The sequence below is a fragment of the Mycobacterium sp. HUMS_12744610 genome (genome assembly GCF_041206865.1).
GTDB lineage: Bacteria > Actinomycetota > Actinomycetes > Mycobacteriales > Mycobacteriaceae > Mycobacterium > Mycobacterium servetii.
This window is the reverse complement of the sequence record NZ_JBGEDP010000001.1, coordinates 4,523,214-4,545,895: the sequence shown is the minus strand read 5'-3', so window position 1 is coordinate 4,545,895 and position 22,682 is coordinate 4,523,214. Positions and strand designations below refer to the sequence as shown.

General features: G+C 65.2%; 24 protein-coding genes and 9 pseudogenes. 10 read left to right on the top strand and 23 right to left on the bottom strand.

Annotated elements, in window-relative coordinates; genetic code table 11:
• Nucleotides 1-54 precede the first annotated feature (54 nt).
• On the bottom strand, nucleotides 55-1,083 hold the full coding sequence (locus AB8998_RS22005) for a transposase (protein ID WP_369739742.1): 1,029 nt from the start codon (nucleotides 1,081-1,083) through the stop codon (nucleotides 55-57).
• Between the two features lie 97 nt (nucleotides 1,084-1,180).
• Nucleotides 1,181-1,441: pseudogene (locus AB8998_RS22000) on the bottom strand (ExeA family protein); the annotation flags it as partial.
• A 40-nt stretch (nucleotides 1,442-1,481) separates the two neighbouring features.
• Between AB8998_RS22000 and AB8998_RS21995 the strand changes: the two are divergent.
• Both AB8998_RS21995 and AB8998_RS21990 read left to right on the top strand, forming a co-directional pair.
• The gene (locus AB8998_RS21995; RefSeq protein ID WP_369739715.1) at nucleotides 1,482-1,772 is read left to right on the top strand and encodes a transposase; all 291 of its coding nucleotides are present in this window, start codon (nucleotides 1,482-1,484) and stop codon (nucleotides 1,770-1,772) included.
• Nucleotides 1,769-2,704: an IS3 family transposase gene (locus tag AB8998_RS21990; RefSeq protein WP_369739714.1), complete on the top strand. Its 936-nt coding sequence runs from the start codon at nucleotides 1,769-1,771 to the stop codon at nucleotides 2,702-2,704. The genes AB8998_RS21995 and AB8998_RS21990 overlap by 4 nt, the downstream gene beginning before the upstream one ends.
• 28 nt (nucleotides 2,705-2,732) lie before the next feature.
• Here AB8998_RS21990 and AB8998_RS21985 read toward each other — a convergent pair.
• From AB8998_RS21985 to AB8998_RS21970, 4 genes and pseudogenes are all read right to left on the bottom strand, one after another.
• A pseudogene (locus AB8998_RS21985) lies at nucleotides 2,733-3,314 on the bottom strand (ExeA family protein); the annotation flags it as partial.
• A 56-nt stretch (nucleotides 3,315-3,370) separates the two neighbouring features.
• Nucleotides 3,371-4,618: a DDE-type integrase/transposase/recombinase gene (locus AB8998_RS21980; RefSeq protein WP_369739741.1), complete on the bottom strand. Its 1,248-nt coding sequence runs from the start codon at nucleotides 4,616-4,618 to the stop codon at nucleotides 3,371-3,373.
• A 49-nt stretch (nucleotides 4,619-4,667) separates the two neighbouring features.
• On the bottom strand, nucleotides 4,668-5,726 hold the full coding sequence (locus tag AB8998_RS21975) for a transposase (protein WP_369739255.1): 1,059 nt from the start codon (nucleotides 5,724-5,726) through the stop codon (nucleotides 4,668-4,670).
• Nucleotides 5,727-5,734: 8 nt separating this feature from the next.
• Nucleotides 5,735-6,064 carry a hypothetical protein gene (locus tag AB8998_RS21970; protein WP_369739254.1) on the bottom strand — a complete coding sequence of 110 codons (330 nt, stop codon included), beginning with the start codon at nucleotides 6,062-6,064 and terminating at the stop codon, nucleotides 5,735-5,737.
• Here AB8998_RS21970 and AB8998_RS21965 point away from each other — a divergent pair.
• The gene (locus AB8998_RS21965; RefSeq protein ID WP_369739740.1) at nucleotides 6,063-6,431 is read left to right on the top strand and encodes a DUF3024 domain-containing protein; all 369 of its coding nucleotides are present in this window, start codon (nucleotides 6,063-6,065) and stop codon (nucleotides 6,429-6,431) included. The two genes, AB8998_RS21970 and AB8998_RS21965, sit on opposite strands and share 2 nt — an antisense overlap.
• On the opposite strand, the pseudogene AB8998_RS21960 reads toward AB8998_RS21965, so the two are convergent.
• Nucleotides 6,373-6,960: pseudogene (locus AB8998_RS21960) on the bottom strand (IS30 family transposase); the annotation flags it as partial. The gene AB8998_RS21965 and the pseudogene AB8998_RS21960 overlap by 59 nt on opposite strands.
• Before the next feature lie 39 nt (nucleotides 6,961-6,999).
• Here AB8998_RS21960 and AB8998_RS21955 point away from each other — a divergent pair.
• On the top strand, nucleotides 7,000-7,329 hold the full coding sequence (locus tag AB8998_RS21955; protein WP_369739254.1) for a hypothetical protein: 330 nt from the start codon (nucleotides 7,000-7,002) through the stop codon (nucleotides 7,327-7,329).
• A gap of 8 nt (nucleotides 7,330-7,337) precedes the next feature.
• Entirely contained in the window at nucleotides 7,338-8,396 is a 1,059-nt protein-coding gene (locus tag AB8998_RS21950; protein ID WP_369739255.1) for a transposase, read from the top strand.
• 42 nt (nucleotides 8,397-8,438) lie between these two features.
• Here AB8998_RS21950 and AB8998_RS31640 read toward each other — a convergent pair.
• The 11 genes and pseudogenes from AB8998_RS31640 to AB8998_RS21895 all read right to left on the bottom strand — a co-directional run.
• A pseudogene (locus AB8998_RS31640) lies at nucleotides 8,439-8,609 on the bottom strand (IS30 family transposase); the annotation flags it as partial.
• Nucleotides 8,610-8,656: 47 nt separating this feature from the next.
• Nucleotides 8,657-8,896, bottom strand: a pseudogene (locus AB8998_RS21945) (transposase); the annotation flags it as partial.
• Nucleotides 8,897-8,921: 25 nt separating this feature from the next.
• A complete protein-coding gene (locus AB8998_RS21940; protein WP_369736942.1) occupies nucleotides 8,922-10,178 on the bottom strand; it encodes an ISL3 family transposase in 1,257 nt (418 codons plus the stop codon).
• Between the two features lie 112 nt (nucleotides 10,179-10,290).
• Nucleotides 10,291-10,755: pseudogene (locus AB8998_RS21935) on the bottom strand (IS256 family transposase); the annotation flags it as partial.
• A 25-nt stretch (nucleotides 10,756-10,780) separates the two neighbouring features.
• Nucleotides 10,781-11,839: a transposase gene (locus AB8998_RS21930; RefSeq protein ID WP_369739255.1), complete on the bottom strand. Its 1,059-nt coding sequence runs from the start codon at nucleotides 11,837-11,839 to the stop codon at nucleotides 10,781-10,783.
• An 8-nt stretch (nucleotides 11,840-11,847) separates the two neighbouring features.
• Nucleotides 11,848-12,177, bottom strand: a complete 330-nt coding sequence (locus tag AB8998_RS21925) for a hypothetical protein (protein ID WP_369739254.1) — start codon at nucleotides 12,175-12,177, stop codon at nucleotides 11,848-11,850.
• 92 nt (nucleotides 12,178-12,269) lie between these two features.
• Nucleotides 12,270-12,821, bottom strand: a pseudogene (locus AB8998_RS21920) (transposase); the annotation flags it as partial.
• Between the two features lie 42 nt (nucleotides 12,822-12,863).
• A pseudogene (locus AB8998_RS21915) lies at nucleotides 12,864-13,797 on the bottom strand (IS3 family transposase).
• A 225-nt stretch (nucleotides 13,798-14,022) separates the two neighbouring features.
• Nucleotides 14,023-15,363, bottom strand: a complete 1,341-nt coding sequence (locus AB8998_RS21910) for an IS256 family transposase (RefSeq protein WP_172835062.1) — start codon at nucleotides 15,361-15,363, stop codon at nucleotides 14,023-14,025.
• Nucleotides 15,293-15,580, bottom strand: a complete 288-nt coding sequence (locus tag AB8998_RS21905; RefSeq protein WP_369739739.1) for a transposase — start codon at nucleotides 15,578-15,580, stop codon at nucleotides 15,293-15,295. The genes AB8998_RS21910 and AB8998_RS21905 overlap by 71 nt, the downstream gene beginning before the upstream one ends.
• Before the next feature lie 426 nt (nucleotides 15,581-16,006).
• Entirely contained in the window at nucleotides 16,007-16,150 is a 144-nt protein-coding gene (locus AB8998_RS21895; RefSeq protein ID WP_369739737.1) for a hypothetical protein, read from the bottom strand.
• Nucleotides 16,151-16,203: 53 nt separating this feature from the next.
• On the opposite strand from AB8998_RS21895, the gene AB8998_RS21890 reads away from it, so the two are divergent.
• From AB8998_RS21890 to AB8998_RS21875, 5 genes and pseudogenes are all read left to right on the top strand, one after another.
• Nucleotides 16,204-16,494, top strand: coding sequence for a transposase (locus tag AB8998_RS21890; RefSeq protein WP_369739715.1), 291 nt, complete (start codon nucleotides 16,204-16,206; stop codon nucleotides 16,492-16,494).
• Between the two features lie 104 nt (nucleotides 16,495-16,598).
• Nucleotides 16,599-17,870: pseudogene (locus AB8998_RS21885) on the top strand (IS3 family transposase).
• Between the two features lie 219 nt (nucleotides 17,871-18,089).
• The gene (locus AB8998_RS31635) at nucleotides 18,090-18,332 is read left to right on the top strand and encodes a hypothetical protein (RefSeq protein WP_420492658.1); all 243 of its coding nucleotides are present in this window, start codon (nucleotides 18,090-18,092) and stop codon (nucleotides 18,330-18,332) included.
• Nucleotides 18,218-18,526, top strand: a complete 309-nt coding sequence (locus AB8998_RS31630) for an Lsr2 family DNA-binding protein (protein WP_420492646.1) — start codon at nucleotides 18,218-18,220, stop codon at nucleotides 18,524-18,526. The genes AB8998_RS31635 and AB8998_RS31630 overlap by 115 nt, the downstream gene beginning before the upstream one ends.
• Before the next feature lie 127 nt (nucleotides 18,527-18,653).
• Nucleotides 18,654-19,505: an IS3 family transposase gene (locus AB8998_RS21875; protein WP_369741698.1), complete on the top strand. Its 852-nt coding sequence runs from the start codon at nucleotides 18,654-18,656 to the stop codon at nucleotides 19,503-19,505.
• Here AB8998_RS21875 and AB8998_RS21870 read toward each other — a convergent pair.
• The 5 genes from AB8998_RS21870 to AB8998_RS21850 form a co-directional block, all read right to left on the bottom strand.
• Complete coding sequence (locus AB8998_RS21870) at nucleotides 19,463-20,185, bottom strand: ATP-binding protein (protein WP_369739736.1); 723 nt, start codon at nucleotides 20,183-20,185, stop codon at nucleotides 19,463-19,465. The two genes, AB8998_RS21875 and AB8998_RS21870, sit on opposite strands and share 43 nt — an antisense overlap.
• Before the next feature lie 5 nt (nucleotides 20,186-20,190).
• Nucleotides 20,191-20,595, bottom strand: coding sequence for a transposase (locus AB8998_RS21865; protein WP_369739735.1), 405 nt, complete (start codon nucleotides 20,593-20,595; stop codon nucleotides 20,191-20,193).
• Complete coding sequence (locus tag AB8998_RS21860) at nucleotides 20,583-21,404, bottom strand: Mu transposase domain-containing protein (protein WP_369739734.1); 822 nt, start codon at nucleotides 21,402-21,404, stop codon at nucleotides 20,583-20,585. Before AB8998_RS21860 ends, AB8998_RS21865 begins: the two co-directional genes overlap by 13 nt.
• Before the next feature lie 93 nt (nucleotides 21,405-21,497).
• The gene (locus AB8998_RS21855; RefSeq protein WP_369739733.1) at nucleotides 21,498-22,391 is read right to left on the bottom strand and encodes an IS3 family transposase; all 894 of its coding nucleotides are present in this window, start codon (nucleotides 22,389-22,391) and stop codon (nucleotides 21,498-21,500) included.
• Nucleotides 22,388-22,678: a transposase gene (locus tag AB8998_RS21850; RefSeq protein WP_369739732.1), complete on the bottom strand. Its 291-nt coding sequence runs from the start codon at nucleotides 22,676-22,678 to the stop codon at nucleotides 22,388-22,390. The genes AB8998_RS21855 and AB8998_RS21850 overlap by 4 nt, the downstream gene beginning before the upstream one ends.
• Nucleotides 22,679-22,682 lie beyond the last annotated feature (4 nt).

Here is a 22,682-nt window from a genome sequence, read left to right as displayed (position 1 = left end):
CGTCTACGAGTCAATGAGGTGTTTCTGACTTAACCGCAGAGATCGCGCGGGAAATTACCCAATGCATGGCGTCTCCCCGGTGGGGTTGGTGCTGGTTCGACGATGGTAGTCCAGGCGGCGTTGGCGTGCTCGGTCGAGGCCGTCACGACGGGCCTGGCGGATAGCCTCTCCACGGCCGGCGTGCTCGTCGTCGGGGGTCACATAGCCAATCGCTTCGTGGAGCCTGACGCAATTGTATTCGGTTCGCACCCTTGCGAGTTCGGTTTCCAGCAGCGCCGGGTCGGTGATGGCCTCCAGGTGCGGCCACTCGCACTTGATGTGGCCGAAGAACGATTCGATCCACGCTTGGTCTTGTGGCACGCCGGGGCGACCATGGTGTTGGACGATGGCCATCAGGGCCATGAAAGCGCGGGTGTCGTGGGCGGTCATCGGCGGCCCGTTGTCGGAAACCGCCAGTAGGATCGGGCGGCGCGGATCGTCCGCGTCGAGGTCGAGGCGCTCGTCGGTCAGCAAATCCAACAGGTCCTCGATTTCGAGGGCGTGTTCGAAGACCACCTGCACCTGGGTGGTGGTCTCCTCGACGCTGACCAGGGTGTCGATCCACTTGCGTGACACCATATCGACGATGGCGAAGACGACGCGGCGAGCCCGGGTGAAGTGGGTCGCGTCCCAGATCCAAATCCGGTTGGGCGCCCACACCAGCCAGTCCGGCCAGGGCTTTTTCTCCGACCGGCGCCGTGGTTGAGGTGCCGGCAGGCTCAGCCCGTGGGTGATGAGCACCCGGCGCAGGGTGGCCGGCGCCACCCACACCAGCTGCTGGTAGGAGCCGCGGTGGGCCAGCTTGCGATGCGACCGGTCGATCGGACCCCACTGCTCGACCAGGTCGAGGATCGCGGCCACTTCCTCGGGCAGCAAACCGTGTATCGGGTGCCCGCCCGGGGCGCAGTCGACCAGGGTGCCAGTGTCGCGGCGCCGCGCCCGCCACCGGTGCACCCGCGAATCGGAGACCTGCCACAGCGCACACGCCCAGCTATGGGAGAACCCGGCTGCGACCGCCTGCTGCGCGTCACTGATCTTGCACATGGTGGCGTCACTGTCGTTGAGGCTGGTTCGGGTGTGATTTGACCCTGCCTGGTGGTGTCGGGCGGGGCTGCGGGTGGTCGCGGTGTCGCGGTGGTGGTCATGGTGTCGCGGGCTGGAGGTCGTGGTTGGTTTCGGTGACCGCGGTTCGGGCGCTGGCCTCGTCGATGAGGTTCTTGTCGGCGGTGCAGGCGGCGATGAGGGCTGCGATGGCGAGCCGGTTGATACCGCGGGGTTTGCCGCGGCTGGATTGGTGGATGAGCGCGATGGCGTCGTCGGTGAACAGCGGATCGGATCGGCCCGCCAGTTGGAGGTGGTGGCGTAGGTAGCCGGCGGTCTCTTCGCTGGTCATGCCTGGCATTCCCCCGAGACCGTGGAGGCATCAGCTATAAGGAGTAGCGATGTCAGAGAAACGGAAGAAGTACGACCGGGAGTTCCGTGAGGGGGCTGTTCGGATCGTGCGTGAGACGGGTAAGTCGATCGCCCAGGTCGCGCGGGACCTGGGGATCCACGAGGGCACTCTGGGAAATTGGGTTGCCCAGGATCGAGAGGCGCGTGAGGGTCGTGGGGAGCTGACCCGCGACGATCTCGCCGAGCTCAAGCGGTTGCGGGCCGAGAACGCCGAGCTGCGGATGGAGCGTGATGTCCTCAAGCGATCAGTGGTCCTGTGGGTGAAGGAGGCGACGAAGTGAGCGTGGCACGCTTCATCGCTGACCAGAGGGCCAAATACCGGGTGCCGCATACGGTTACGTGCTTTCTGTTGGGGGTCAGCATGGCGTGGTTCTACAAGTGGATCAACCGTGCCGACGATCCTGATGGGTTGCACACCGACACCGATCGGCGCCGCGTTGCACTCGATGCCGCGGTCGCTGCGGCGTTCAAGGCGGCCAAGGGACTACATGGTTCACCACGGCTGGTCGATGACCTGCGTGATCTTGGTTGGCAGGTGTCGGAGAAAACGGTGGCCGACTCGATGCGCCGCCAGGGTTTGGTGGCGCGCCGCATCAAGCGCCGCAATGGGCTTACCAAACAGGACAAGACGGCACCGAAGTTCCCCGACCTGGTCAAACGAGACTTCACCGCGGCCGCGCCGAACTGCAAATGGGTCGGTGACATGACCGAGATTCCGACCGAGTCCGGGCAGAAGCTGTATTTGGCGACCGTGATCGATCTGTATAGCCGCCGGCTGCTGGGCGCGGCCATGGGCTTACACCCAGATGCCGAGCTGGCGTGCGCGGCCATCAAAATGGCCGTGGCCGCCCGCGGTGGCCGCCGAGTGATCTGGCGCGACGAGGAGTCCGAGCGGGTCATATTCCACACCGATCGCGGCAGCACCTATACCGCGGGCGCGTTCACCGCACTGTGCCGGAAGTTGGGGATTCGGCAGTCGATGGGCCGGGTCGGATCGTGTTTCGACAATGCTGCCGCAGAGGCATTCTTCTCCTCACTCGAATGGGAAGTGTTGTCCCGCAATCGTTTCCGTGATACTATCCAAGCGCAGGCCGTGGTCATCGACTGGTGCTACACCTTCTACAACCACCAACGCCGGCACAGCGCCGCCGACGGGCTCTCACCCGTCAACTACGAGATCAGGGAATCCAAGACCAAGCCGGAAGCGGCATAGGAAACCCTCCACGATTTCGGGGGAAGCACATGCCGGTCATGGTGCGGCGCACGGTGATGCGTTGTTCGAGCGCGGCCAGGGTGCCCAGCGCCATTTTGGCGGCGAGGGTGGGTTGGCCGAGAAGGAGTGTGGCGAAAGGGGATTCGGTGTCGAGCCGGTGGTTGGTGAGCAGCCGCAGTGCTTCGAGGGCATCGTGGCAAAGCAAGTGGGCTTCATCGATACACACGATGGGGACACGGCCCCGCTCAGCATGTTCGGCAGCGAGCGCGTCGCGGGCTTGCGGGACCAGGGAGGCGTTGTGGAAGCTGGGCCGCCCACCGAGGGCGGACACGATGTGGTGGTAAATGCCGCGGGCGCCGACGGTGGGGTCGGGAATGTAGATCAGGTGGTGGCGGGCCGGTTCGGCGCGGTCGATCGCCGCGCGGGCGGCCACCGTCTTGCCTACGCCGACTTCGCCGGTGATCACTGTGATGCCGCGGGTGGCGATGCCGTAGCCGATGCGGGCGGCGGCCTGGGCATGATCACCGCTGCGAAACAGCATGCCCGGTGCCAGGGCCCGGCCAAAGGGCATGGTGGTGAAGCCGAAATAGGATTGAATTTTGTCGAGCATGGTGGTGGTCCGTTCCCCGGGGCTGGCCCGGTGGTTGAGGTGAATGATGAGGCGGGTCAGGTGTTTTCCGGGTCAGCCTGGTTGTGGCGGGTTGGTTCGACATCGCCGCCGGCCAGGGCGAGGTAGTTGATCGCCTGGCCCACGTCGGCTTGGTGTGCCTGCTCGAGTAGGTGCAGGTAGTCGATGCCGGTGGCTTCGACGGGGGCGGTGGTGCTGGGTTTGACCGCGGGGTGGGTGTGGCGGCCGATGATGTGCGGGGCGGCCCGCCCCATCGGTTTGCCCTGGTATTCGACGTCGATGGCGGTCAGATCGAACGGGGTGAACAGCAAGTCCACGACGCGCCCGACTAAGGCGGCGTCGACCTGGTATCGGTTGCCGTGTAGCGACACCGTGGCGGTGGCGGTGACTCTGCGCTGCTCACGCCATAAAAATGCCCGCCGCAGCAGTGCGGTATCCGGTCGCGGCGCCGGGGTGCGGCCCTCGGCGTGGTAGCGCGCTGTGGGGGTGGCGCCGGTCTCGGAATGCACGCTGCGGTGATACTGCTGGTGCAACCATGCGGTGAACAGCCGGTTGAGCTCATCGAGTGAATCGACGCCGCCGGCGGCTTCGATCTCGACCAGGAATTGGTCGCGCACGGTGCGGTTCCATCTCTCGATTTTCCCGCGACCCTGCGGTCTGCCCGGCCTGCTGTGCACCAGCCGGATGTCGAGCACCGCCACCGACCAAGCCAGTTGATTCGAGGAATACGCAGATCCGTTGTCGCAGTATAGGTTTCGTGGGCAGCCGTGGGTTTTGACCGCGTCGTGCAGCGCGGCCTGCATACCCAGGGTGTCCTCGCCGTAGCCCCACCGGTGGCCGGGCACATAGCGGGAGTGGTCGTCGAGCAGGGCGAACAGCACCGCCCGTTTCCCGTCGATGGCCGGGCCGTGCAGGCCGTCGCTGATCCACAACTCATCAGGTTCGCCTGCCTCGAACCGGCCGAACGCCGCCGGCGGGGTGCCGTCCGGGCGAGTATTGAGCTCCAGGCGGGCGAAGTGGCGTTGCAGGGTCCGCGCCGACGGCGCCCAGCCCTGCTCGGCCTCAACGATCCGGGCGATATGGGCCGCAGTGCGTGCGGGGTGCTCGGCCTTGAGCCGCGCCGCCAACTCCAGCACCTCGGCGTCGGTGCGCGGGGTGATCTGGCGCTGCGCTGGGAGCAGCGCGTCGAACCCGCCGGCCCGCCACGCCCGAATCCAGCGGTCCAGGCTGGCCCGCGACACCTCCGTCGGCTGCCCGAACGGCCCGATATGGACCTGGGCGGCCATATCCCGCACTGAGGTGTTTCTGACTTAACCGCAGAGATCGCGCGGGAAATTACCCAATGCATGGCGTCTCCCCGGTGGGGTTGGTGCTGGTTCGACGATGGTAGTCCAGGCGGCGTTGGCGTGCTCGGTCGAGGCCGTCACGACGGGCCTGGCGGATAGCCTCTCCACGGCCGGCGTGCTCGTCGTCGGGGGTCACATAGCCAATCGCTTCGTGGAGCCTGACGCAATTGTATTCGGTTCGCACCCTTGCGAGTTCGGTTTCCAGCAGCGCCGGGTCGGTGATGGCCTCCAGGTGCGGCCACTCGCACTTGATGTGGCCGAAGAACGATTCGATCCACGCTTGGTCTTGTGGCACGCCGGGGCGACCATGGTGTTGGACGATGGCCATCAGGGCCATGAAAGCGCGGGTGTCGTGGGCGGTCATCGGCGGCCCGTTGTCGGAAACCGCCAGTAGGATCGGGCGGCGCGGATCGTCCGCGTCGAGGTCGAGGCGCTCGTCGGTCAGCAAATCCAACAGGTCCTCGATTTCGAGGGCGTGTTCGAAGACCACCTGCACCTGGGTGGTGGTCTCCTCGACGCTGACCAGGGTGTCGATCCACTTGCGTGACACCATATCGACGATGGCGAAGACGACGCGGCGAGCCCGGGTGAAGTGGGTCGCGTCCCAGATCCAAATCCGGTTGGGCGCCCACACCAGCCAGTCCGGCCAGGGCTTTTTCTCCGACCGGCGCCGTGGTTGAGGTGCCGGCAGGCTCAGCCCGTGGGTGATGAGCACCCGGCGCAGGGTGGCCGGCGCCACCCACACCAGCTGCTGGTAGGAGCCGCGGTGGGCCAGCTTGCGATGCGACCGGTCGATCGGACCCCACTGCTCGACCAGGTCGAGGATCGCGGCCACTTCCTCGGGCAGCAAACCGTGTATCGGGTGCCCGCCCGGGGCGCAGTCGACCAGGGTGCCAGTGTCGCGGCGCCGCGCCCGCCACCGGTGCACCCGCGAATCGGAGACCTGCCACAGCGCACACGCCCAGCTATGGGAGAACCCGGCTGCGACCGCCTCGTCGACCGTCTTGAGGACCAGCTCCTTCGCCTCGGCGGGGACCCGCGCCGGCACCGGTCCGCTCAGCCCCAGCCGGATTTTCCCCGCACAACCGCCAGCTCGATAGCCTGCGCCTTGACCGCCTCGGTCAACTGCGCGATCTCGGATCGTGCCGCCTCCAATTGCCAATCGCGTTGCCGGCCAGGACGCCCCGGCTTGCGGGCCAGGGCGGCCAGTGCGGCGTCTTTGACTGTGCGGCGTATCCCGATCACCGTTGACACGTCGACGGCCCACCTGCGCGCGGCCTCGGCCTGGCTGATCTCCCCGGCAGTGACCTGCAGGAAGATCTCCCACTTCGTCTCCGCCGACAGCTTCATCGGCCGCCGACGGCCGGACTCGTTCGACTCGGGCATGGATCGCTCCTCTCGGATCACCCGAGAAGACTCCCACCCTTGGGTAATTTCTCACCCCGATCTCTGCGGCGAAGTCAGACGCAAACCAAGACCGGTGGGCGTTGTGCCGCAGATCGATATTGCGCGGGTCCAGCGGTGGTGTCGGGACAGGTTGCCTGCGTTCGCCCTGGCCGAGGTTCGGGTCGAGGTTGACGTCGCTGAGCGTCACTTGACGGTGGTCGAATGCCGGTCGCCGTGGCGGCCCGAGATCGGTGCGCAGTGGACGCGGTTCCCGATCGCCCGGCTGCGGTATGTGAAATCCACTGGGCTGTGGTCGTTGTACTGGCGCGACCGAAATCTGCGTTTTCACGCCTATGCCGGTCGTTGATTTTGTCGGCGACCCGCTGCAATTGATCTGGTGAGATGTGGTCCAGGTCAGTGCCTTTGGGGAAGTAATCGCGCAGTAGGCCGTTGGTGTTCTCGTTGGAGCCGCGCTGCCATGGTGAGTGCGCGTCACAGAAGAACACGTCGGTACCGGTGGCTGCGGTGATCTGTTGGTGGTAGGACAACTCCTTGCCCTGATCCCAGGTCAGCGTCCGTCGGAGATCTGATGTCAGCGCACCGAGTGCGGCGACGACGTCTTCACGCATCGCTTCTGCACTCGGGCGCCCGGTGGACACGTGGATCAGGATCACAAAGCGGTTGACACGTTCGACGAGAGTTCCGATCGCAGAACGGTTCCTGGCCCCCACGAGGCTGTCTCTTTCCCAGTGCCCGACCTGCACCCGGTCCTCGACCTCGGCAGGTCGATCAGCGATCATCGTCATGTTGGCGATCCGGCCGGCCCGCTGCAATCCCTGCAGCTGTCTGGTTTGCGTCTGACTTCGCCGCAGAGATCGGGGTGAGAAATTACCCAAGGGTGGGAGTCTTCTCGGGTGATCCGAGAGGAGCGATCCATGCCCGAGTCGAACGAGTCCGGCCGTCGGCGGCCGATGAAGCTGTCGGCGGAGACGAAGTGGGAGATCTTCCTGCAGGTCACTGCCGGGGAGATCAGCCAGGCCGAGGCCGCGCGCAGGTGGGCCGTCGACGTGTCAACGGTGATCGGGATACGCCGCACAGTCAAAGACGCCGCACTGGCCGCCCTGGCCCGCAAGCCGGGGCGTCCTGGCCGGCAACGCGATTGGCAATTGGAGGCGGCACGATCCGAGATCGCGCAGTTGACCGAGGCGGTCAAGGCGCAGGCTATCGAGCTGGCGGTTGTGCGGGGAAAATCCGGCTGGGGCTGAGCGGACCGGTGCCGGCGCGGGTCCCCGCCGAGGCGAAGGAGCTGGTCCTCAAGACGGTCGACGAGGCGGTCGCAGCCGGGTTCTCCCATAGCTGGGCGTGTGCGCTGTGGCAGGTCTCCGATTCGCGGGTGCACCGGTGGCGGGCGCGGCGCCGCGACACTGGCACCCTGGTCGACTGCGCCCCGGGCGGGCACCCGATACACGGTTTGCTGCCCGAGGAAGTGGCCGCGATCCTCGACCTGGTCGAGCAGTGGGGTCCGATCGACCGGTCGCATCGCAAGCTGGCCCACCGCGGCTCCTACCAGCAGCTGGTGTGGGTGGCGCCGGCCACCCTGCGCCGGGTGCTCATCACCCACGGGCTGAGCCTGCCGGCACCTCAACCACGGCGCCGGTCGGAGAAAAAGCCCTGGCCGGACTGGCTGGTGTGGGCGCCCAACCGGATTTGGATCTGGGACGCGACCCACTTCACCCGGGCTCGCCGCGTCGTCTTCGCCATCGTCGATATGGTGTCACGCAAGTGGATCGACACCCTGGTCAGCGTCGAGGAGACCACCACCCAGGTGCAGGTGGTCTTCGAACACGCCCTCGAAATCGAGGACCTGTTGGATTTGCTGACCGACGAGCGCCTCGACCTCGACGCGGACGATCCGCGCCGCCCGATCCTACTGGCGGTTTCCGACAACGGGCCGCCGATGACCGCCCACGACACCCGCGCTTTCATGGCCCTGATGGCCATCGTCCAACACCATGGTCGCCCCGGCGTGCCACAAGACCAAGCGTGGATCGAATCGTTCTTCGGCCACATCAAGTGCGAGTGGCCGCACCTGGAGGCCATCACCGACCCGGCGCTGCTGGAAACCGAACTCGCAAGGGTGCGAACCGAATACAATTGCGTCAGGCTCCACGAAGCGATTGGCTATGTGACCCCCGACGACGAGCACGCCGGCCGTGGAGAGGCTATCCGCCAGGCCCGTCGTGACGGCCTCGACCGAGCACGCCAACGCCGCCTGGACTACCATCGTCGAACCAGCACCAACCCCACCGGGGAGACGCCATGCATTGGGTAATTTCCCGCGCGATCTCTGCGGTTAAGTCAGAAACACCTCATGTCGGCGTCGGCGTCGGCCTCGCCGTTTGGCTGGGCGGGACAACTCGATCCGCGGGTCATAGGTCGCCTGGTAGATCGATTCGGTGCACAACTGGCGCTTGGGTTGGTCGGGGAACCGGATGACCAACTCGTGGGCAATCTGTTGGGGACTCCACCTCTTGGCGAGAGCCTGTCACGAATTCTGTGTAAGTCAGAGGTGATTTGACTACGAGTTGTATTCTAACACAACGGAATTCGGCCCGGGAAGAGCCTGGCGAGTGTGTTCAACGCCACAGTCCAGTTGTAGGTCCCGGTGCCGGAGAAACCTCCTCTCTCGCTGGAGATGTTGCGCAACCCGAGGTACAGCAACTTCATCGCGGCGTCCTTGTCGGGGAAATGGCCGCGGTTTTTGGTGATCTTGCGCAGCTGGAAGTTGATCGATTCGATCGCATTGGTGGTGTACACGATTTTGCGCAGCTCCAGGATCTACTGACGTTGTAGTGGGTCATTTCCGTCCGGGTAGTGCTGGGCAGAGGCCGCCTCGGGTGAGCATGGCCATGGCGATGAGTGCGTCTGGGCTGTGGAATCCGTAGGCGCGTTTGGTTAATGCCCGCAGGTGGGTGTTAGTGGCTTCGGATCGGGCGTTGGACAGGCCGTGATCGAGCGTGTTCCAGATGAGGTCGCGGTAGCGGCGGATGCTGCGGGCCAGCGCGGCGAACTCGGGGATGCGTGAGTGCGACGCCCACGACAGCCAGCCGGCCAGCAGCTGCCGCCCGTGGGTGCCCTTGACCCGAAACACCTCGCGTAGTTGCTCTTTGAGCAGATACGCCCGGTAGAGGGTGCGGTTGGTGTCGGCGATCTTAGCGAGGCTGGTGCGCTGCTCGCAGGACAGGTCAGCCGGGTTCTTGCGGGTCGCCCACATGGCGTGCCGATCGGTGATCCCGGCGCGGGTCATGGTGCGTACCCGCACCTTGTCCAGTGCCTTCATGGCCCAGGCCACGACATGAAACCCATCCAGGCAAATCAGCGCCTGCGGCGCGCGGGCACGCACCAGGGCGTGGATCCATTCCGCCCCGTCGCAGCTGACGTGGGTGAGCAGCTTGGCCCGCTCGGCGCCGAGCTGATCGAAGAACCGGCCCAGCGTGTCCTGGTTGCGGCCCTCGCCGGCCCACACCAGCCGGCCTGTCGTGTGGTCAACCACGCACGTCAAGTAGCGATGTCCCTTGCGGTAGGCGATCTCGTCGATGCCGATCCGCGACAGTCCGGCGAGCAGGTCGTTGGTGTCGCGGCCATCGGCCACCACCCTGGTCACGATCGCCGCCACGGTGCGCCAGGCGATCTGCAGCAGCACCGTGAGCACACTCAATGCGGTGTGCGCGGCCAGCCACGCGCAGGTGTCCTCGAACGCCCAGGTGTGTTTGGCGCCCGGCCGCGCCCACGGCACATGCGCAACCACCACCCCATGCTCGCCGCATGCCACCCGCGGGGCCGCGGCCTGCAGATACGCCTTTGTGGTCCCCACATCCAGGGTCCGCCAGCGCCTGATCCCGTTCCCGTCCCGGCCCCCCGCGTCATAGCCCGGGCACCGCTTCCGGCACCGCGAGCACCGGCCCGCCTGCGACGCCTTGGGCCGCACCGAGAACACCAGAACTTCGGAGGTCTTCGGCTGCTTCCGACCCGTGGTCTCGGTCTCGATCGTCACGTCCTCGATCACCATGTTTTGGTCACCCAGACCGCTCGCCAATACCCTGGACATGCGCAACGCCGTAGCTCCTTCTCGCGGATTGAACCCTAGACAGTCCAAAACGTAAGCAGGACACGGCGTTGCGCCCAAATTCCCAGGTCAGCGAACCCACGACAACGTCACAAGAGCCCAGCTCCACGGGATAATCCAGAAACGGCACGAATTCGGGCCAGGCGTTGTGCCAGACGTCAATCGCGCCGGGATATTGGGCGCCGAACTGGGTGTCGAAGTCTTTGAGCGCGAGCTCAGCGGCCTCGACGGTTGCGGCCGTGTAGATCGCCCGCATCGAAGTGGCGACCTTCTTGCGGTCCTTGTAGGACACGAACCGCATGGCGTTGCGGATCACGTGCACCACGCAGGTCTGCACCACGGTGTCGGGGAAGATCGAGCGGATCGCATCGGGCAGCCCCGTGAGGCCGTCGCAGCAGGCGATCAAGATGTCGCGCACTCCGCGGTTGCGCAGGTCGATGACGACTTTCTGCCAGAACTTCGCGCCCTCGGAGTCTTGGATCCAGACTCCCAGGGCATGTTTGCGGCCCTCCAGATCCACCCCAATCGCCAGGTAAGCCACCTTGGTGGTTGAGGTGTTTCTGACTTAACCGCAGAGATCGCGCGGGAAATTACCCAATGCATGGCGTCTCCCCGGTGGGGTTGGTGCTGGTTCGACGATGGTAGTCCAGGCGGCGTTGGCGTGCTCGGTCGAGGCCGTCACGACGGGCCTGGCGGATAGCCTCTCCACGGCCGGCGTGCTCGTCGTCGGGGGTCACATAGCCAATCGCTTCGTGGAGCCTGACGCAATTGTATTCGGTTCGCACCCTTGCGAGTTCGGTTTCCAGCAGCGCCGGGTCGGTGATGGCCTCCAGGTGCGGCCACTCGCACTTGATGTGGCCGAAGAACGATTCGATCCACGCTTGGTCTTGTGGCACGCCGGGGCGACCATGGTGTTGGACGATGGCCATCAGGGCCATGAAAGCGCGGGTGTCGTGGGCGGTCATCGGCGGCCCGTTGTCGGAAACCGCCAGTAGGATCGGGCGGCGCGGATCGTCCGCGTCGAGGTCGAGGCGCTCGTCGGTCAGCAAATCCAACAGGTCCTCGATTTCGAGGGCGTGTTCGAAGACCACCTGCACCTGGGTGGTGGTCTCCTCGACGCTGACCAGGGTGTCGATCCACTTGCGTGACACCATATCGACGATGGCGAAGACGACGCGGCGAGCCCGGGTGAAGTGGGTCGCGTCCCAGATCCAAATCCGGTTGGGCGCCCACACCAGCCAGTCCGGCCAGGGCTTTTTCTCCGACCGGCGCCGTGGTTGAGGTGCCGGCAGGCTCAGCCCGTGGGTGATGAGCACCCGGCGCAGGGTGGCCGGCGCCACCCACACCAGCTGCTGGTAGGAGCCGCGGTGGGCCAGCTTGCGATGCGACCGGTCGATCGGACCCCACTGCTCGACCAGGTCGAGGATCGCGGCCACTTCCTCGGGCAGCAAACCGTGTATCGGGTGCCCGCCCGGGGCGCAGTCGACCAGGGTGCCAGTGTCGCGGCGCCGCGCCCGCCACCGGTGCACCCGCGAATCGGAGACCTGCCACAGCGCACACGCCCAGCTATGGGAGAACCCGGCTGCGACCGCCTCGTCGACCGTCTTGAGGACCAGCTCCTTCGCCTCGGCGGGGACCCGCGCCGGCACCGGTCCGCTCAGCCCCAGCCGGATTTTCCCCGCACAACCGCCAGCTCGATAGCCTGCGCCTTGACCGCCTCGGTCAACTGCGCGATCTCGGATCGTGCCGCCTCCAATTGCCAATCGCGTTGCCGGCCAGGACGCCCCGGCTTGCGGGCCAGGGCGGCCAGTGCGGCGTCTTTGACTGTGCGGCGTATCCCGATCACCGTTGACACGTCGACGGCCCACCTGCGCGCGGCCTCGGCCTGGCTGATCTCCCCGGCAGTGACCTGCAGGAAGATCTCCCACTTCGTCTCCGCCGACAGCTTCATCGGCCGCCGACGGCCGGACTCGTTCGACTCGGGCATGGATCGCTCCTCTCGGATCACCCGAGAAGACTCCCACCCTTGGGTAATTTCTCACCCCGATCTCTGCGGCGAAGTCAGACGCAAACCATGGTGACCACCCCGTTGTCCTTGATGCGCAGCCGCAGACCGTCGATATACAGGATCGGATAGACCTCATCGAGTGGGCGGGCTTGCCAGGCCTTGATCTCATCGACCACCACCTCGGTGATGTTGGAGATCAGCTCCCTCGACACACTGGCCCCGTACACCTCTTCAAGGTGTGCTTCGATGTCTCGGGTAGTCATGCCACGTGAATACAGAGACAGCACCACGGAATTGATGTTGTTAAGCCGACGGGTCTTCTTCGGCACGATCGCCGGCTCGAACGACCCGTTGCGGTCGCGTGGCGCATCGATGCGCACCGGGCCGTTGATCGTGCTCACCGTCTTAGGCGTCGTGCCGTTGCGAGAATTGCCCGAACCGCGCCCGGCGGGATCACCGGCCTCATAGCCCAGGTGATGGGTCAGCTCCGAATTCAGCGCCCGCTCCAGCACGGCCTTGGTCAACTCATTGAGCAAACCGTCCGCACCGTCGATTGGGGTCCCGGCTTTCACCGCGTCCTTGATCAACGAGTCCAACGTCTCCGCCGAGAACGTCTCAGCCAGCCGACGCGCCGCTGTGCTTCCCCCGAAATCGTGGAGGGTTTCCTATGCCGCTTCCGGCTTGGTCTTGGATTCCCTGATCTCGTAGTTGACGGGTGAGAGCCCGTCGGCGGCGCTGTGCCGGCGTTGGTGGTTGTAGAAGGTGTAGCACCAGTCGATGACCACGGCCTGCGCTTGGATAGTATCACGGAAACGATTGCGGGACAACACTTCCCATTCGAGTGAGGAGAAGAATGCCTCTGCGGCAGCATTGTCGAAACACGATCCGACCCGGCCCATCGACTGCCGAATCCCCAACTTCCGGCACAGTGCGGTGAACGCGCCCGCGGTATAGGTGCTGCCGCGATCGGTGTGGAATATGACCCGCTCGGACTCCTCGTCGCGCCAGATCACTCGGCGGCCACCGCGGGCGGCCACGGCCATTTTGATGGCCGCGCACGCCAGCTCGGCATCTGGGTGTAAGCCCATGGCCGCGCCCAGCAGCCGGCGGCTATACAGATCGATCACGGTCGCCAAATACAGCTTCTGCCCGGACTCGGTCGGAATCTCGGTCATGTCACCGACCCATTTGCAGTTCGGCGCGGCCGCGGTGAAGTCTCGTTTGACCAGGTCGGGGAACTTCGGTGCCGTCTTGTCCTGTTTGGTAAGCCCATTGCGGCGCTTGATGCGGCGCGCCACCAAACCCTGGCGGCGCATCGAGTCGGCCACCGTTTTCTCCGACACCTGCCAACCAAGATCACGCAGGTCATCGACCAGCCGTGGTGAACCATGTAGTCCCTTGGCCGCCTTGAACGCCGCAGCGACCGCGATCGAGTGCAACGCGGCGCCGATCGGTGTCGGTGTGCAACCCATCAGGATCGTCGGCACGGTTGATCCACTTGTAGAACCACGCCATGCTGACCCCCAACAGAAAGCACGTAACCGTATGCGGCACCCGGTATTTGGCCCTCTGGTCAGCGATGAAGCGTGCCACGCTCACTTCGTCGCCTCCTTCACCCACAGGACCACTGATCGCTTGAGGACATCACGCTCCATCCGCAGCTCGGCGTTCTCGGCCCGCAACCGCTTGAGCTCGGCGAGATCGTCGCGGGTCAGCTCCCCACGACCCTCACGCGCCTCTCGATCCTGGGCAACCCAATTTCCCGGTGGCGTCCAGATTTTGGTGTAAATCGTCGGGCGCAGGTTCTGGCTTCGGTGGGTGATGTTACGCGGTGGCGCTGACAGGCTCGGGGTTGTTGGTGGCGGAGTCCGGGGTGTGCTGGGGTCGTAGTTGCCGTGGTGGTTGCAGCAGGGCACGGCGTAGGTCTTGGAGCTGGCGTAACCCGGCGGGGGTCATGGTCAGTCCGCGCCAGCCGCGCGATGCGCGGTCAAGGACGGCCCAGACGATGCTGATGCAGCTGGTCTCGCCCGGGAAGCGGCCGATAACCTTTGCGCGACGGCGTGTTTCACCGAAGGTGCGCTCGATGAAGTTCGAGTGCCGGATGCGGTGATGATGCTCGGTCGGGAACCGCAGATAAGCGGTCAGACCCTCCCGGTCGGTCAGCAAGATCTTCATCGCCGCCGGGTAGGTGGGCGCGTAGCGGTCGGCGAACGCGGTCAGCCGGGCGTCGATGAGCTCGACCAGGCGTGGGCCGGGTTCGATGTTGAGGCCGTCGGTGTCGAAGCAGGCCCAGTAGCCGTCGCGGATCTCGGCCTGCATCCCCGCCGGGATCTTCGCCAGAATATTGCGCAGCCGGTGAATAAGACATCTCTGGCGCAACGCTTTTGGGTAGATTTGTTCGATAGCCGCGATCAATCCGCGGGCCCCGTCGGAGACCACCAGCAGCGGGCACCCCAGCCCACGGTCGCGTAGGTCGGTCAAAAAGTCGGCCCAGGCATCCGTCGACTCCCCGGTGCCGGGGGCCAGGCCCACGAAGACGGGCTTGCCGTCGGTGGTGATGCCCCAGACAGCCAGGACCGGCTCGGCCGGCGAGCCGGGATGCATCCGGAAAAACGAGGCATCCAGGAACAGGTAGTCCAGCACCACCTCGTCGAGGCGGCGGACCGCCCAGGAGTCGTACTCGGCCTTGATGGCTTGGCATACCTGCGACACCGTTGATTTCGAGATCGCGGCCTGATCACCGAGCGCATCGGCAAGGGTGGCCTCGACATCGCGCACCGACAATCCACGCACGAATGAGGCGATCACCAGCGATTCCAGCGCGTTGGTCTTGGTGACGTGCTTGCCGAACAGCCGTGAGGCGAACGCGGCGGTCGTGCCGCGCAGCTTGGGCCGCTCCAAGGTGACCGGGCCAGCGGTGGTCTTGACCGTCACCGGCTGATAGCCGTTGCGTGACCCCGGCTGGGCATCCGGTGTCGCTGCGGTGCGTTGGTAGCGCTCCCGGCCCAGGAATTCGGTCACCTCGGCTTCCAGCGCGGCCTGCATCAACAGTTGCGCACCGAGGCGGGCCACCTCCTCCAGGATCTCGGGCAGCTCACGATCGGAGGCGAACAACTCGTCGATCTTGGCGCGAACACGGTCGGTCGGCAATACTCGTGCAGGCACGGGCGTAGGTCCTTTCTTCGATGACTTGGTAGGTCTCGAAGCAGAACCTACGCCCGGCCCCATTTACACCGGTTTCAGGACGCGACCAATTTCCCAGAGTGCCCTCGTGGATCCCCAGGTCCCGCGCGACCTGGGCGATCGACTTACCCGTCTCACGCACGATCCGAACAGCCCCCTCACGGAACTCCCGGTCGTACTTTTTCCGTTTCTCTGACATCGCTACTCCTTATAGCTGATGCCTCCACGGTCTCGGGGGAATGCCACCGCCGACTTCTCCTCAGCCGGCAATTGCGTGGTCTTCGTCACAAAACACTCCTTCTGTCCGCCCCGAACGGCGGTCCGATGATGGACCACCCCGGACTTACACAAATGGAATGACACGCCCCTTGGCGAACAGATCAGAGACGACACCGCGAAGTTCCTCGTCGCACTCCACCCGGCGGGTGTGTGACGATCGAGATCACCGCCCAACAGCGAGCCGCTCGGCGCAAGCAGGTCGATAACGTCCCTGATCGTCGCCGCCGCGGCGCAACTCCCGAGAGATCGTCGAAGCCGCCCGGCCGAGCTGATCAGCAATGCCGCTGTCATTTGCCACGAGGATGGGACCACCGGTTGGCCACCAACTATGGACCACCTGTTTGGCTCATTGGGGATGATCGGCGGTCGTTGGCCTGGTGTCAACTGAGGGCTTCTGGCGGCGTCGGTAGGACTGGCCTTCGATGACGAGTTCGTGCGCTGTTGAGGTGAGCCGGTCGACGGCGGACTGGGCCAGCAGGGGGTCGGTCATGACCGCCTGGCATTCCCCCGAGACCGTGGAGGCATCAGCTATAAGGAGTAGCGATGTCAGAGAAACGGAAGAAGTACGACCGGGAGTTCCGTGAGGGGGCTGTTCGGATCGTGCGTGAGACGGGTAAGTCGATCGCCCAGGTCGCGCGGGACCTGGGGATCCACGAGGGCACTCTGGGAAATTGGGTTGCCCAGGATCGAGAGGCGCGTGAGGGTCGTGGGGAGCTGACCCGCGACGATCTCGCCGAGCTCAAGCGGTTGCGGGCCGAGAACGCCGAGCTGCGGATGGAGCGTGATGTCCTCAAGCGATCAGTGGTCCTGTGGGTGAAGGAGGCGACGAAGTGAGCGTGGCACGCTTCATCGCTGACCAGAGGGCCAAATACCGGGTGCCGCATACTGAACCGTACCGGGTTTCTTGCACACCTTCTTCTGAGGGAAGGATGGGCACGATGCCGAGCAAGTACGACGAGAACACCAAGGCCAAGGCGGTTCGGTTGGTCCGCGAACACCGCGATGACTACGCCACGGAGTGGGCGGCGATGCGCGAGATCTCCGGCCGGCTGGGGATGAGCGCGGAGACGCTGCGCAAGTGGGTGCGCCAGGCCGAGGTCGACGCGGGCGAGAGGGCCGGGGTGTCCAGCGAAGAAAAACAAGAGCTGCGTGAGCTTCGCAGGAAGAACCGCGAGCTCGAAACCACAATCGAAGTACTAAAAGCCGCAACGACTTTCTTCGCGCGGGAGTGCGACCCGCTACACCGCTGATCTGTGCGTTCATCGACGAACACAAGGACCGGTTCGGGGTCGTACCGATCTGCCGCGCTCTGGGTATCCAGGGCGTGGCGATCGCCCCGCGTACCTACTGGGCACACCGGGCAGCAGCACCGTCGAAACGGGCACTATGGGACACCACGATCACCGAGATCCTGGCCGGCATCTACGAGCCCGACGGCGATGGCAAACGGCCTCCAGAATGCCTGTACGGCAGTGTGAAGATGTGGGCGCATCTGCAGCGCCAGGGCGTCCCCGTGGCCCGCTGCACGCTAGAACGGCTGATGCGCGCCAACGGCTGGCGCGGCGTGACCCGAACCCGCCGGGTGCGCACCACCGAGCGGGATCCAGCCGCCGAGCGGGCACCGGACCTGGTGGGTCGGCGGTTCCGGGTAACGCGACCCGACGCTCTGCACGTGGCCGACTTCACCTACGTGCCCCTCGACGGTGGCGGGTTCGGCTATACCGCGTTTGTCATCGACGCCTACGCCGGCCTGATCCCCCGGCTGGGAATGCTCGCTGAGGAAAAACACCGCATTCGTCGAACGCGCCATTCGGGCCGCCGCAGCCCGCCGAGCCCGCGAGGGTCGTCCGCTGTCCGGGAACACCATCCACCACAGCGATGCCGGATCACAGTACACCGCAATACATTTCACCGAAATTCTGATGTTGGCCGGGCTGAAACCTTCGGTCGGCACGGTCGGAGACGCCCTCGATAACGCGCTCGCCGAAACCACTATTGGGCTCTACAAAACCGAGTGCGTCCGCGAGGGCTCACCGTTTCGCAACGGCCCGATCCGCACCCTCGCCGACCTGGAGGACATCACCTCGGCGTGGGTGCACTGGTACAACACAGCCAGGCTGATGCACCGTCTGGGCCGACGCCCGCCGGCCGAGGTCGAGGCCGAGCACTACCAGCGCCTGCACGCCGCCGAGCACACCGGCCACCAGTAAGCCCCACAGGCCCGCTTCGGGGCCGCGCACCGGCAGACTCGGGGACTGTGGCGGAGTTGGTGATCGCGCTCGAACCCGGATGAGGATTCCCGGCTGCTGTATCTGCTGCGGGTTCCCCAACCCGGCGGTGACCTGCTGTTTCGGACCTCGGGGACGTGGCCGCGGGTCAAGGCGCTGTACTGCTACCCAGTCAGCCTCAACGAGTGGCCCACAGATGCGGTGATCGTCGAACGCCTGCCGTTGCGCTCGTGCCAGCGCCGCGGTGCGGCCATCGATGTGATTGTGCAGCGGTCCAGGGAAAACCGCTCGCAGCTGGTTGTTCGTGAAAGCCGGGACCCCAATCGACGGTGGTTCACCACCGCGGGGGGCCGCGACGCGGTGTTCTGGCAATCGCCGCGCACCCGCAAGCAGGCGCGTCCGAACGTGCGTACCCCACGCCGCCCACGCCTGGGCGATCACTGACCACGCTGCGCTGCAACGTATCTCGCCAACCAAGATCGATCGTCACCGAACTCGATCAAGCAGCCCCAGCGCCCGAGCCGAGCACCGCCGAGGTGCGCGCCTGGGCCCGCGCCGTCGGCCTGCAGGTACCCGACCGCGGTCGGCTCCGCCCCGACATCTGGCAGGCATGGCACGACGCCAACGACACGAACTGACCGCGCACAACTGGGCGTCCGGGTACTACGCTCCTCATCGGATCGGACAACACCGGTCACACAAAACGAGGTGTGCATCAAACCCGGGGTCCTTCATACGGTTACGTGCTTTCTGTTGGGGGTCAGCATGGCGTGGTTCTACAAGTGGATCAACCGTGCCGACGATCCTGATGGGTTGCACACCGACACCGATCGGCGCCGCGTTGCACTCGATGCCGCGGTCGCTGCGGCGTTCAAGGCGGCCAAGGGACTACATGGTTCACCACGGCTGGTCGATGACCTGCGTGATCTTGGTTGGCAGGTGTCGGAGAAAACGGTGGCCGACTCGATGCGCCGCCAGGGTTTGGTGGCGCGCCGCATCAAGCGCCGCAATGGGCTTACCAAACAGGACAAGACGGCACCGAAGTTCCCCGACCTGGTCAAACGAGACTTCACCGCGGCCGCGCCGAACTGCAAATGGGTCGGTGACATGACCGAGATTCCGACCGAGTCCGGGCAGAAGCTGTATTTGGCGACCGTGATCGATCTGTATAGCCGCCGGCTGCTGGGCGCGGCCATGGGCTTACACCCAGATGCCGAGCTGGCGTGCGCGGCCATCAAAATGGCCGTGGCCGCCCGCGGTGGCCGCCGAGTGATCTGGCGCGACGAGGAGTCCGAGCGGGTCATATTCCACACCGATCGCGGCAGCACCTATACCGCGGGCGCGTTCACCGCACTGTGCCGGAAGTTGGGGATTCGGCAGTCGATGGGCCGGGTCGGATCGTGTTTCGACAATGCTGCCGCAGAGGCATTCTTCTCCTCACTCGAATGGGAAGTGTTGTCCCGCAATCGTTTCCGTGATACTATCCAAGCGCAGGCCGTGGTCATCGACTGGTGCTACACCTTCTACAACCACCAACGCCGGCACAGCGCCGCCGACGGGCTCTCACCCGTCAACTACGAGATCAGGGAATCCAAGACCAAGCCGGAAGCGGCATAGGAAACCCTCCACGATTTCGGGGGAAGCACAGCCAGCCATTCATCGGGGCTGCGGTTGGAGGTCAGCACGGTTGAGGCTCGCTGGTGGCGGGCCACGACAAGCTCGTAAAAGTCGGCGGTCGCGGTGGCGTCCATCGGCTGCAGCGCGAAGTCATCGATGATCAGCAGCCGAATTTGGGCCAGGCGGCGCATCTCCGCTTCGGTGCTGTTGTCGAGTCGGGAGGCTTTGAGCCGCTTGAACATTGCATCGGCACGCAGCATCAGGGTGGGGGTGCGGCGGCGCACGGCGATGTGACCCAGCGTCGTTGCCAGATGCGTCTTGCCTACGCCAACGGGCCCCAGGAGCAGGGCGCCGTACGGGCCGTCGATAAACCGCAGGCTGGTCAGGTCGGTCCACAGGGTGCGGTCGTAGCGGACCGCGGCGGTGTCGTCCCAGGAGTCCAGGCGCATCGCCGTGTCCAGGCCGGCGTCGCGGGCACGACGGGCCGCTGAGCTGGTGTCTCGCCGGGTGGCTTCATCGGCGAGGACCAGCTCCAGAAACGCCGCATGTGACAGGTGCTGCTGGCGGGCCAAGGTGAGCCGCTCGGGCAGGGTGTCGAGCATACGGCCGAGTTTGAGTTGACGCATCACATTCTTGAGGTCAGTCGAGATCGGGTCGGTGACAGTGGGTTTGGTCGCCATGATGTTCACCGCCCCTGCGGCTGGTTGAGGCCCTCACCAGTGCTGCCGCCGTCGATGACGGTCATCCAGTCGGGTCGGTGCCTGCCTTGGGGGCGGTATTCACCCGGGTCTCGGGCAAACCGGGCTGGGGCCAGGCCGGTGGCCGCCCGCGGCGCCTCGGCGGGGGCGTTCTCGGTGGCCTTGTGCAGCATGGCGGCGATCTTGGACACCGAGACCACGTCGAGCTCCAGGGCGCGTTCGCAGGCGGTGTTCACCGGGGTCGCGCCGTAGCGTTTGACCAGCCCCAACAGCCGGTATACCTGCCGCATCCGGGTCCACGGCAGCTGGTGGTCGAGCAGGCGTTCGGCGTAGATGCCGATATCGGGTCCATGGCCGGTGGCGGTGGTGATCAGCCGGGTCAGATCCCGCATGGCGTAGCCGGTCTTGTCGGCGGGCAGATCAGCGGGTCGGTGGAGCGCCCGCCGGCAGGCTGGCGGGGGTGGGTCTTGACCAGCTTGCCGCGGAAAAACGCCTTGACCAACTCGCCATCGGCACGCACCGAAACAGTCTGCCCGCGAAGGTGTTCGGGGATGGAATACAAGGCTCGGGCTACCTGAATGTGGTAGTCGCGGTGCACCTTGGCATCAGCGTAGATCGGCACCTGGTAGAGCTCGGTCGGTGCCGGTAGCAACAGTGCGGCCTCACCCTCGGCGAACACCACCGCCGGTTGGGCGCAGGTGGTGCCGTGGATACGCTGCCCGGCCTTGTCTGCACACCACGCCTGCGCGCGGGCTTGGGCGTCGGCCAGGTCGGTGAAGTCCTCGCCGGCGAAGAAGTTGCCCCGCACGTACTGGACCATGCGTTCGACCCGCGGTTTGTCGCACGGGTGGGACACCCGGGCCGGGTCGGTGAAAAATCCGCGAGCTTGAGAGTACTCCGTCCATCCCACGCTGAACTGCGGATCGGTCGAATCGGCCTTGGGCACAATCGGTGTCATGTTGTCGGGGATCAACACCTTGAACACACCGCCGAAGAATCGCCAGGCCGCCTCGCAGCCGGCGATGATCGCCTCCAGGGTCTGGTTGAACGTCAGCCACACGAACATGTGCCGCGAGTAGACGGCGGTGAAGATCAACGCGTGCACGACCCGGTTGCGCCCCGATTCGGGATCGAAGATCTTGCCCATCTTCCCGAAATCGATCTGGCATTCCACGCCGGGTTCGCCGTCGGTGACCGGCACCGTGCCAGCGCTGCCGCGGCCCCGGTAGGCGGTGCACTGCGTGCAGTACCGATGCAGGGTCTGGGTTTCCCCCCGAAACGTGGAAGGCTTCCTTTAAGCCGCCTCCGTCTGGTTTGCGGCGATTTTCTCGTACTCGACGGGCGGCAACAACCCGGCCGAGCTGTGTCGACGCTGGACGTTGTAGAAATCGTGACACCAGGCGGTGATGACTTCACGGGCCTGTGCTTTCGTGGCAAAGTGCTGCCGAGACAGCACCTCATGTTCCAGGGTCGAGAAGAACGCCTCGGCCGCGGCGTTGTCGAAGCACGACCCCACACGTCCCATCGACTGCCGCACCCCAAGCTTGCGGCACAACTTCGTGAAAGCACTTGCAGTATAAGTAGATCCGCGGTCAGTGTGGAAAATTACGCCATCGATCACGGTGCGGCCGCCGCGCACCGCAGCGGCCATCTTCATCGCGTCACCGGCAAGCTCGGCGTCGGGGTGATCCGACATCGGACACGCCAGCAACCGACGTCCACACAGATCGAGCACGGAAGCCAAGAAGAGCTTGCCCTCGTCGGTGGGGATCTCAGTGATATCGCCACACCACTTGAGGTTCAGCGTCGCCGCACTGAAGTCCCGTTTGAGCAGGTCGGGAAACTTCGCCGCCCTCTTGTCCTGGCGAGTCAATCCCTTGGGCCGCTTCGGTTTACGACCTTGCAGACCCTGCCGGCGCATAGACTCAGCAACGGTGTTAACACTGACCTTCCAGCCCTCCTCGAGCAGGTCGGCGTGGATGCGCGGCGAACCGTAGGTGCGCTTGGAGGCCACGAACAGCTCCGCCACCCGCGTGTCCAGCTCGGCGCGGCGGCGCTCCCGGCCGGTTGGCTCGCGATGCAGCCATTTGTACAACCAGGAGAGGCTGAGGCCAAGAATCGCGCAGGCCACGGTGTGTGGCACGCCGTGCATGGTCCTCTGGTCGGCGATGAAGCGTGCCACGCTCACCTCGTCGCCTCCTTCACCCACAGGACCACTGATCGCTTGAGCACATCACGCTCCATCCGCAGCTCAGCGACTTCGGTGCGTAGTCGCTTCAACTCGGCAATGTCACCAGTCGAAAGCCCTTGCGTGCCTTCATGTTCTGCACGATCTTGGGCCACCCAATTACCCAGGGTACCCGGGTGGATCCCGAGGTCTCGGGCCACCTGGGCGATCGGCTTACCGGTATCCCGGACAATCCGCACCGCCCCCTCCCGGAACTCCTGGTCGAACTTCCTGCGTGTTTCTGACATGACT

Coding starts and splice junctions, on each gene's coding strand:
- AB8998_RS22005 (WP_369739742.1), bottom strand. CDS start 1,083: ATGTGCAAGATCAGTGACGCGCAGCAGGCGGTCGCAGCCGGGTTCTCC.
- AB8998_RS21995 (WP_369739715.1), top strand. CDS start 1,482: ATGTCAGAGAAACGGAAGAAGTACGACCGGGAGTTCCGTGAGGGGGCT.
- AB8998_RS21980 (WP_369739741.1), bottom strand. CDS start 4,618: ATGGCCGCCCAGGTCCATATCGGGCCGTTCGGGCAGCCGACGGAGGTG.
- AB8998_RS21965 (WP_369739740.1), top strand. CDS start 6,063: ATGGATCGCTCCTCTCGGATCACCCGAGAAGACTCCCACCCTTGGGTA.
- AB8998_RS21970 (WP_369739254.1), bottom strand. CDS start 6,064: ATGCCCGAGTCGAACGAGTCCGGCCGTCGGCGGCCGATGAAGCTGTCG.
- AB8998_RS21955 (WP_369739254.1), top strand. CDS start 7,000: ATGCCCGAGTCGAACGAGTCCGGCCGTCGGCGGCCGATGAAGCTGTCG.
- AB8998_RS21925 (WP_369739254.1), bottom strand. CDS start 12,177: ATGCCCGAGTCGAACGAGTCCGGCCGTCGGCGGCCGATGAAGCTGTCG.
- AB8998_RS21905 (WP_369739739.1), bottom strand. CDS start 15,580: ATGTCAGAGAAACGGAAAAAGTACGACCGGGAGTTCCGTGAGGGGGCT.
- AB8998_RS21895 (WP_369739737.1), bottom strand. CDS start 16,150: ATGACCGACCCCCTGCTGGCCCAGTCCGCCGTCGACCGGCTCACCTCA.
- AB8998_RS21890 (WP_369739715.1), top strand. CDS start 16,204: ATGTCAGAGAAACGGAAGAAGTACGACCGGGAGTTCCGTGAGGGGGCT.
- AB8998_RS21875 (WP_369741698.1), top strand. CDS start 18,654: ATGGCGTGGTTCTACAAGTGGATCAACCGTGCCGACGATCCTGATGGG.
- AB8998_RS21870 (WP_369739736.1), bottom strand. CDS start 20,185: ATGGCGACCAAACCCACTGTCACCGACCCGATCTCGACTGACCTCAAG.
- AB8998_RS21865 (WP_369739735.1), bottom strand. CDS start 20,595: ATGCGGGATCTGACCCGGCTGATCACCACCGCCACCGGCCATGGACCC.
- AB8998_RS21850 (WP_369739732.1), bottom strand. CDS start 22,678: ATGTCAGAAACACGCAGGAAGTTCGACCAGGAGTTCCGGGAGGGGGCG.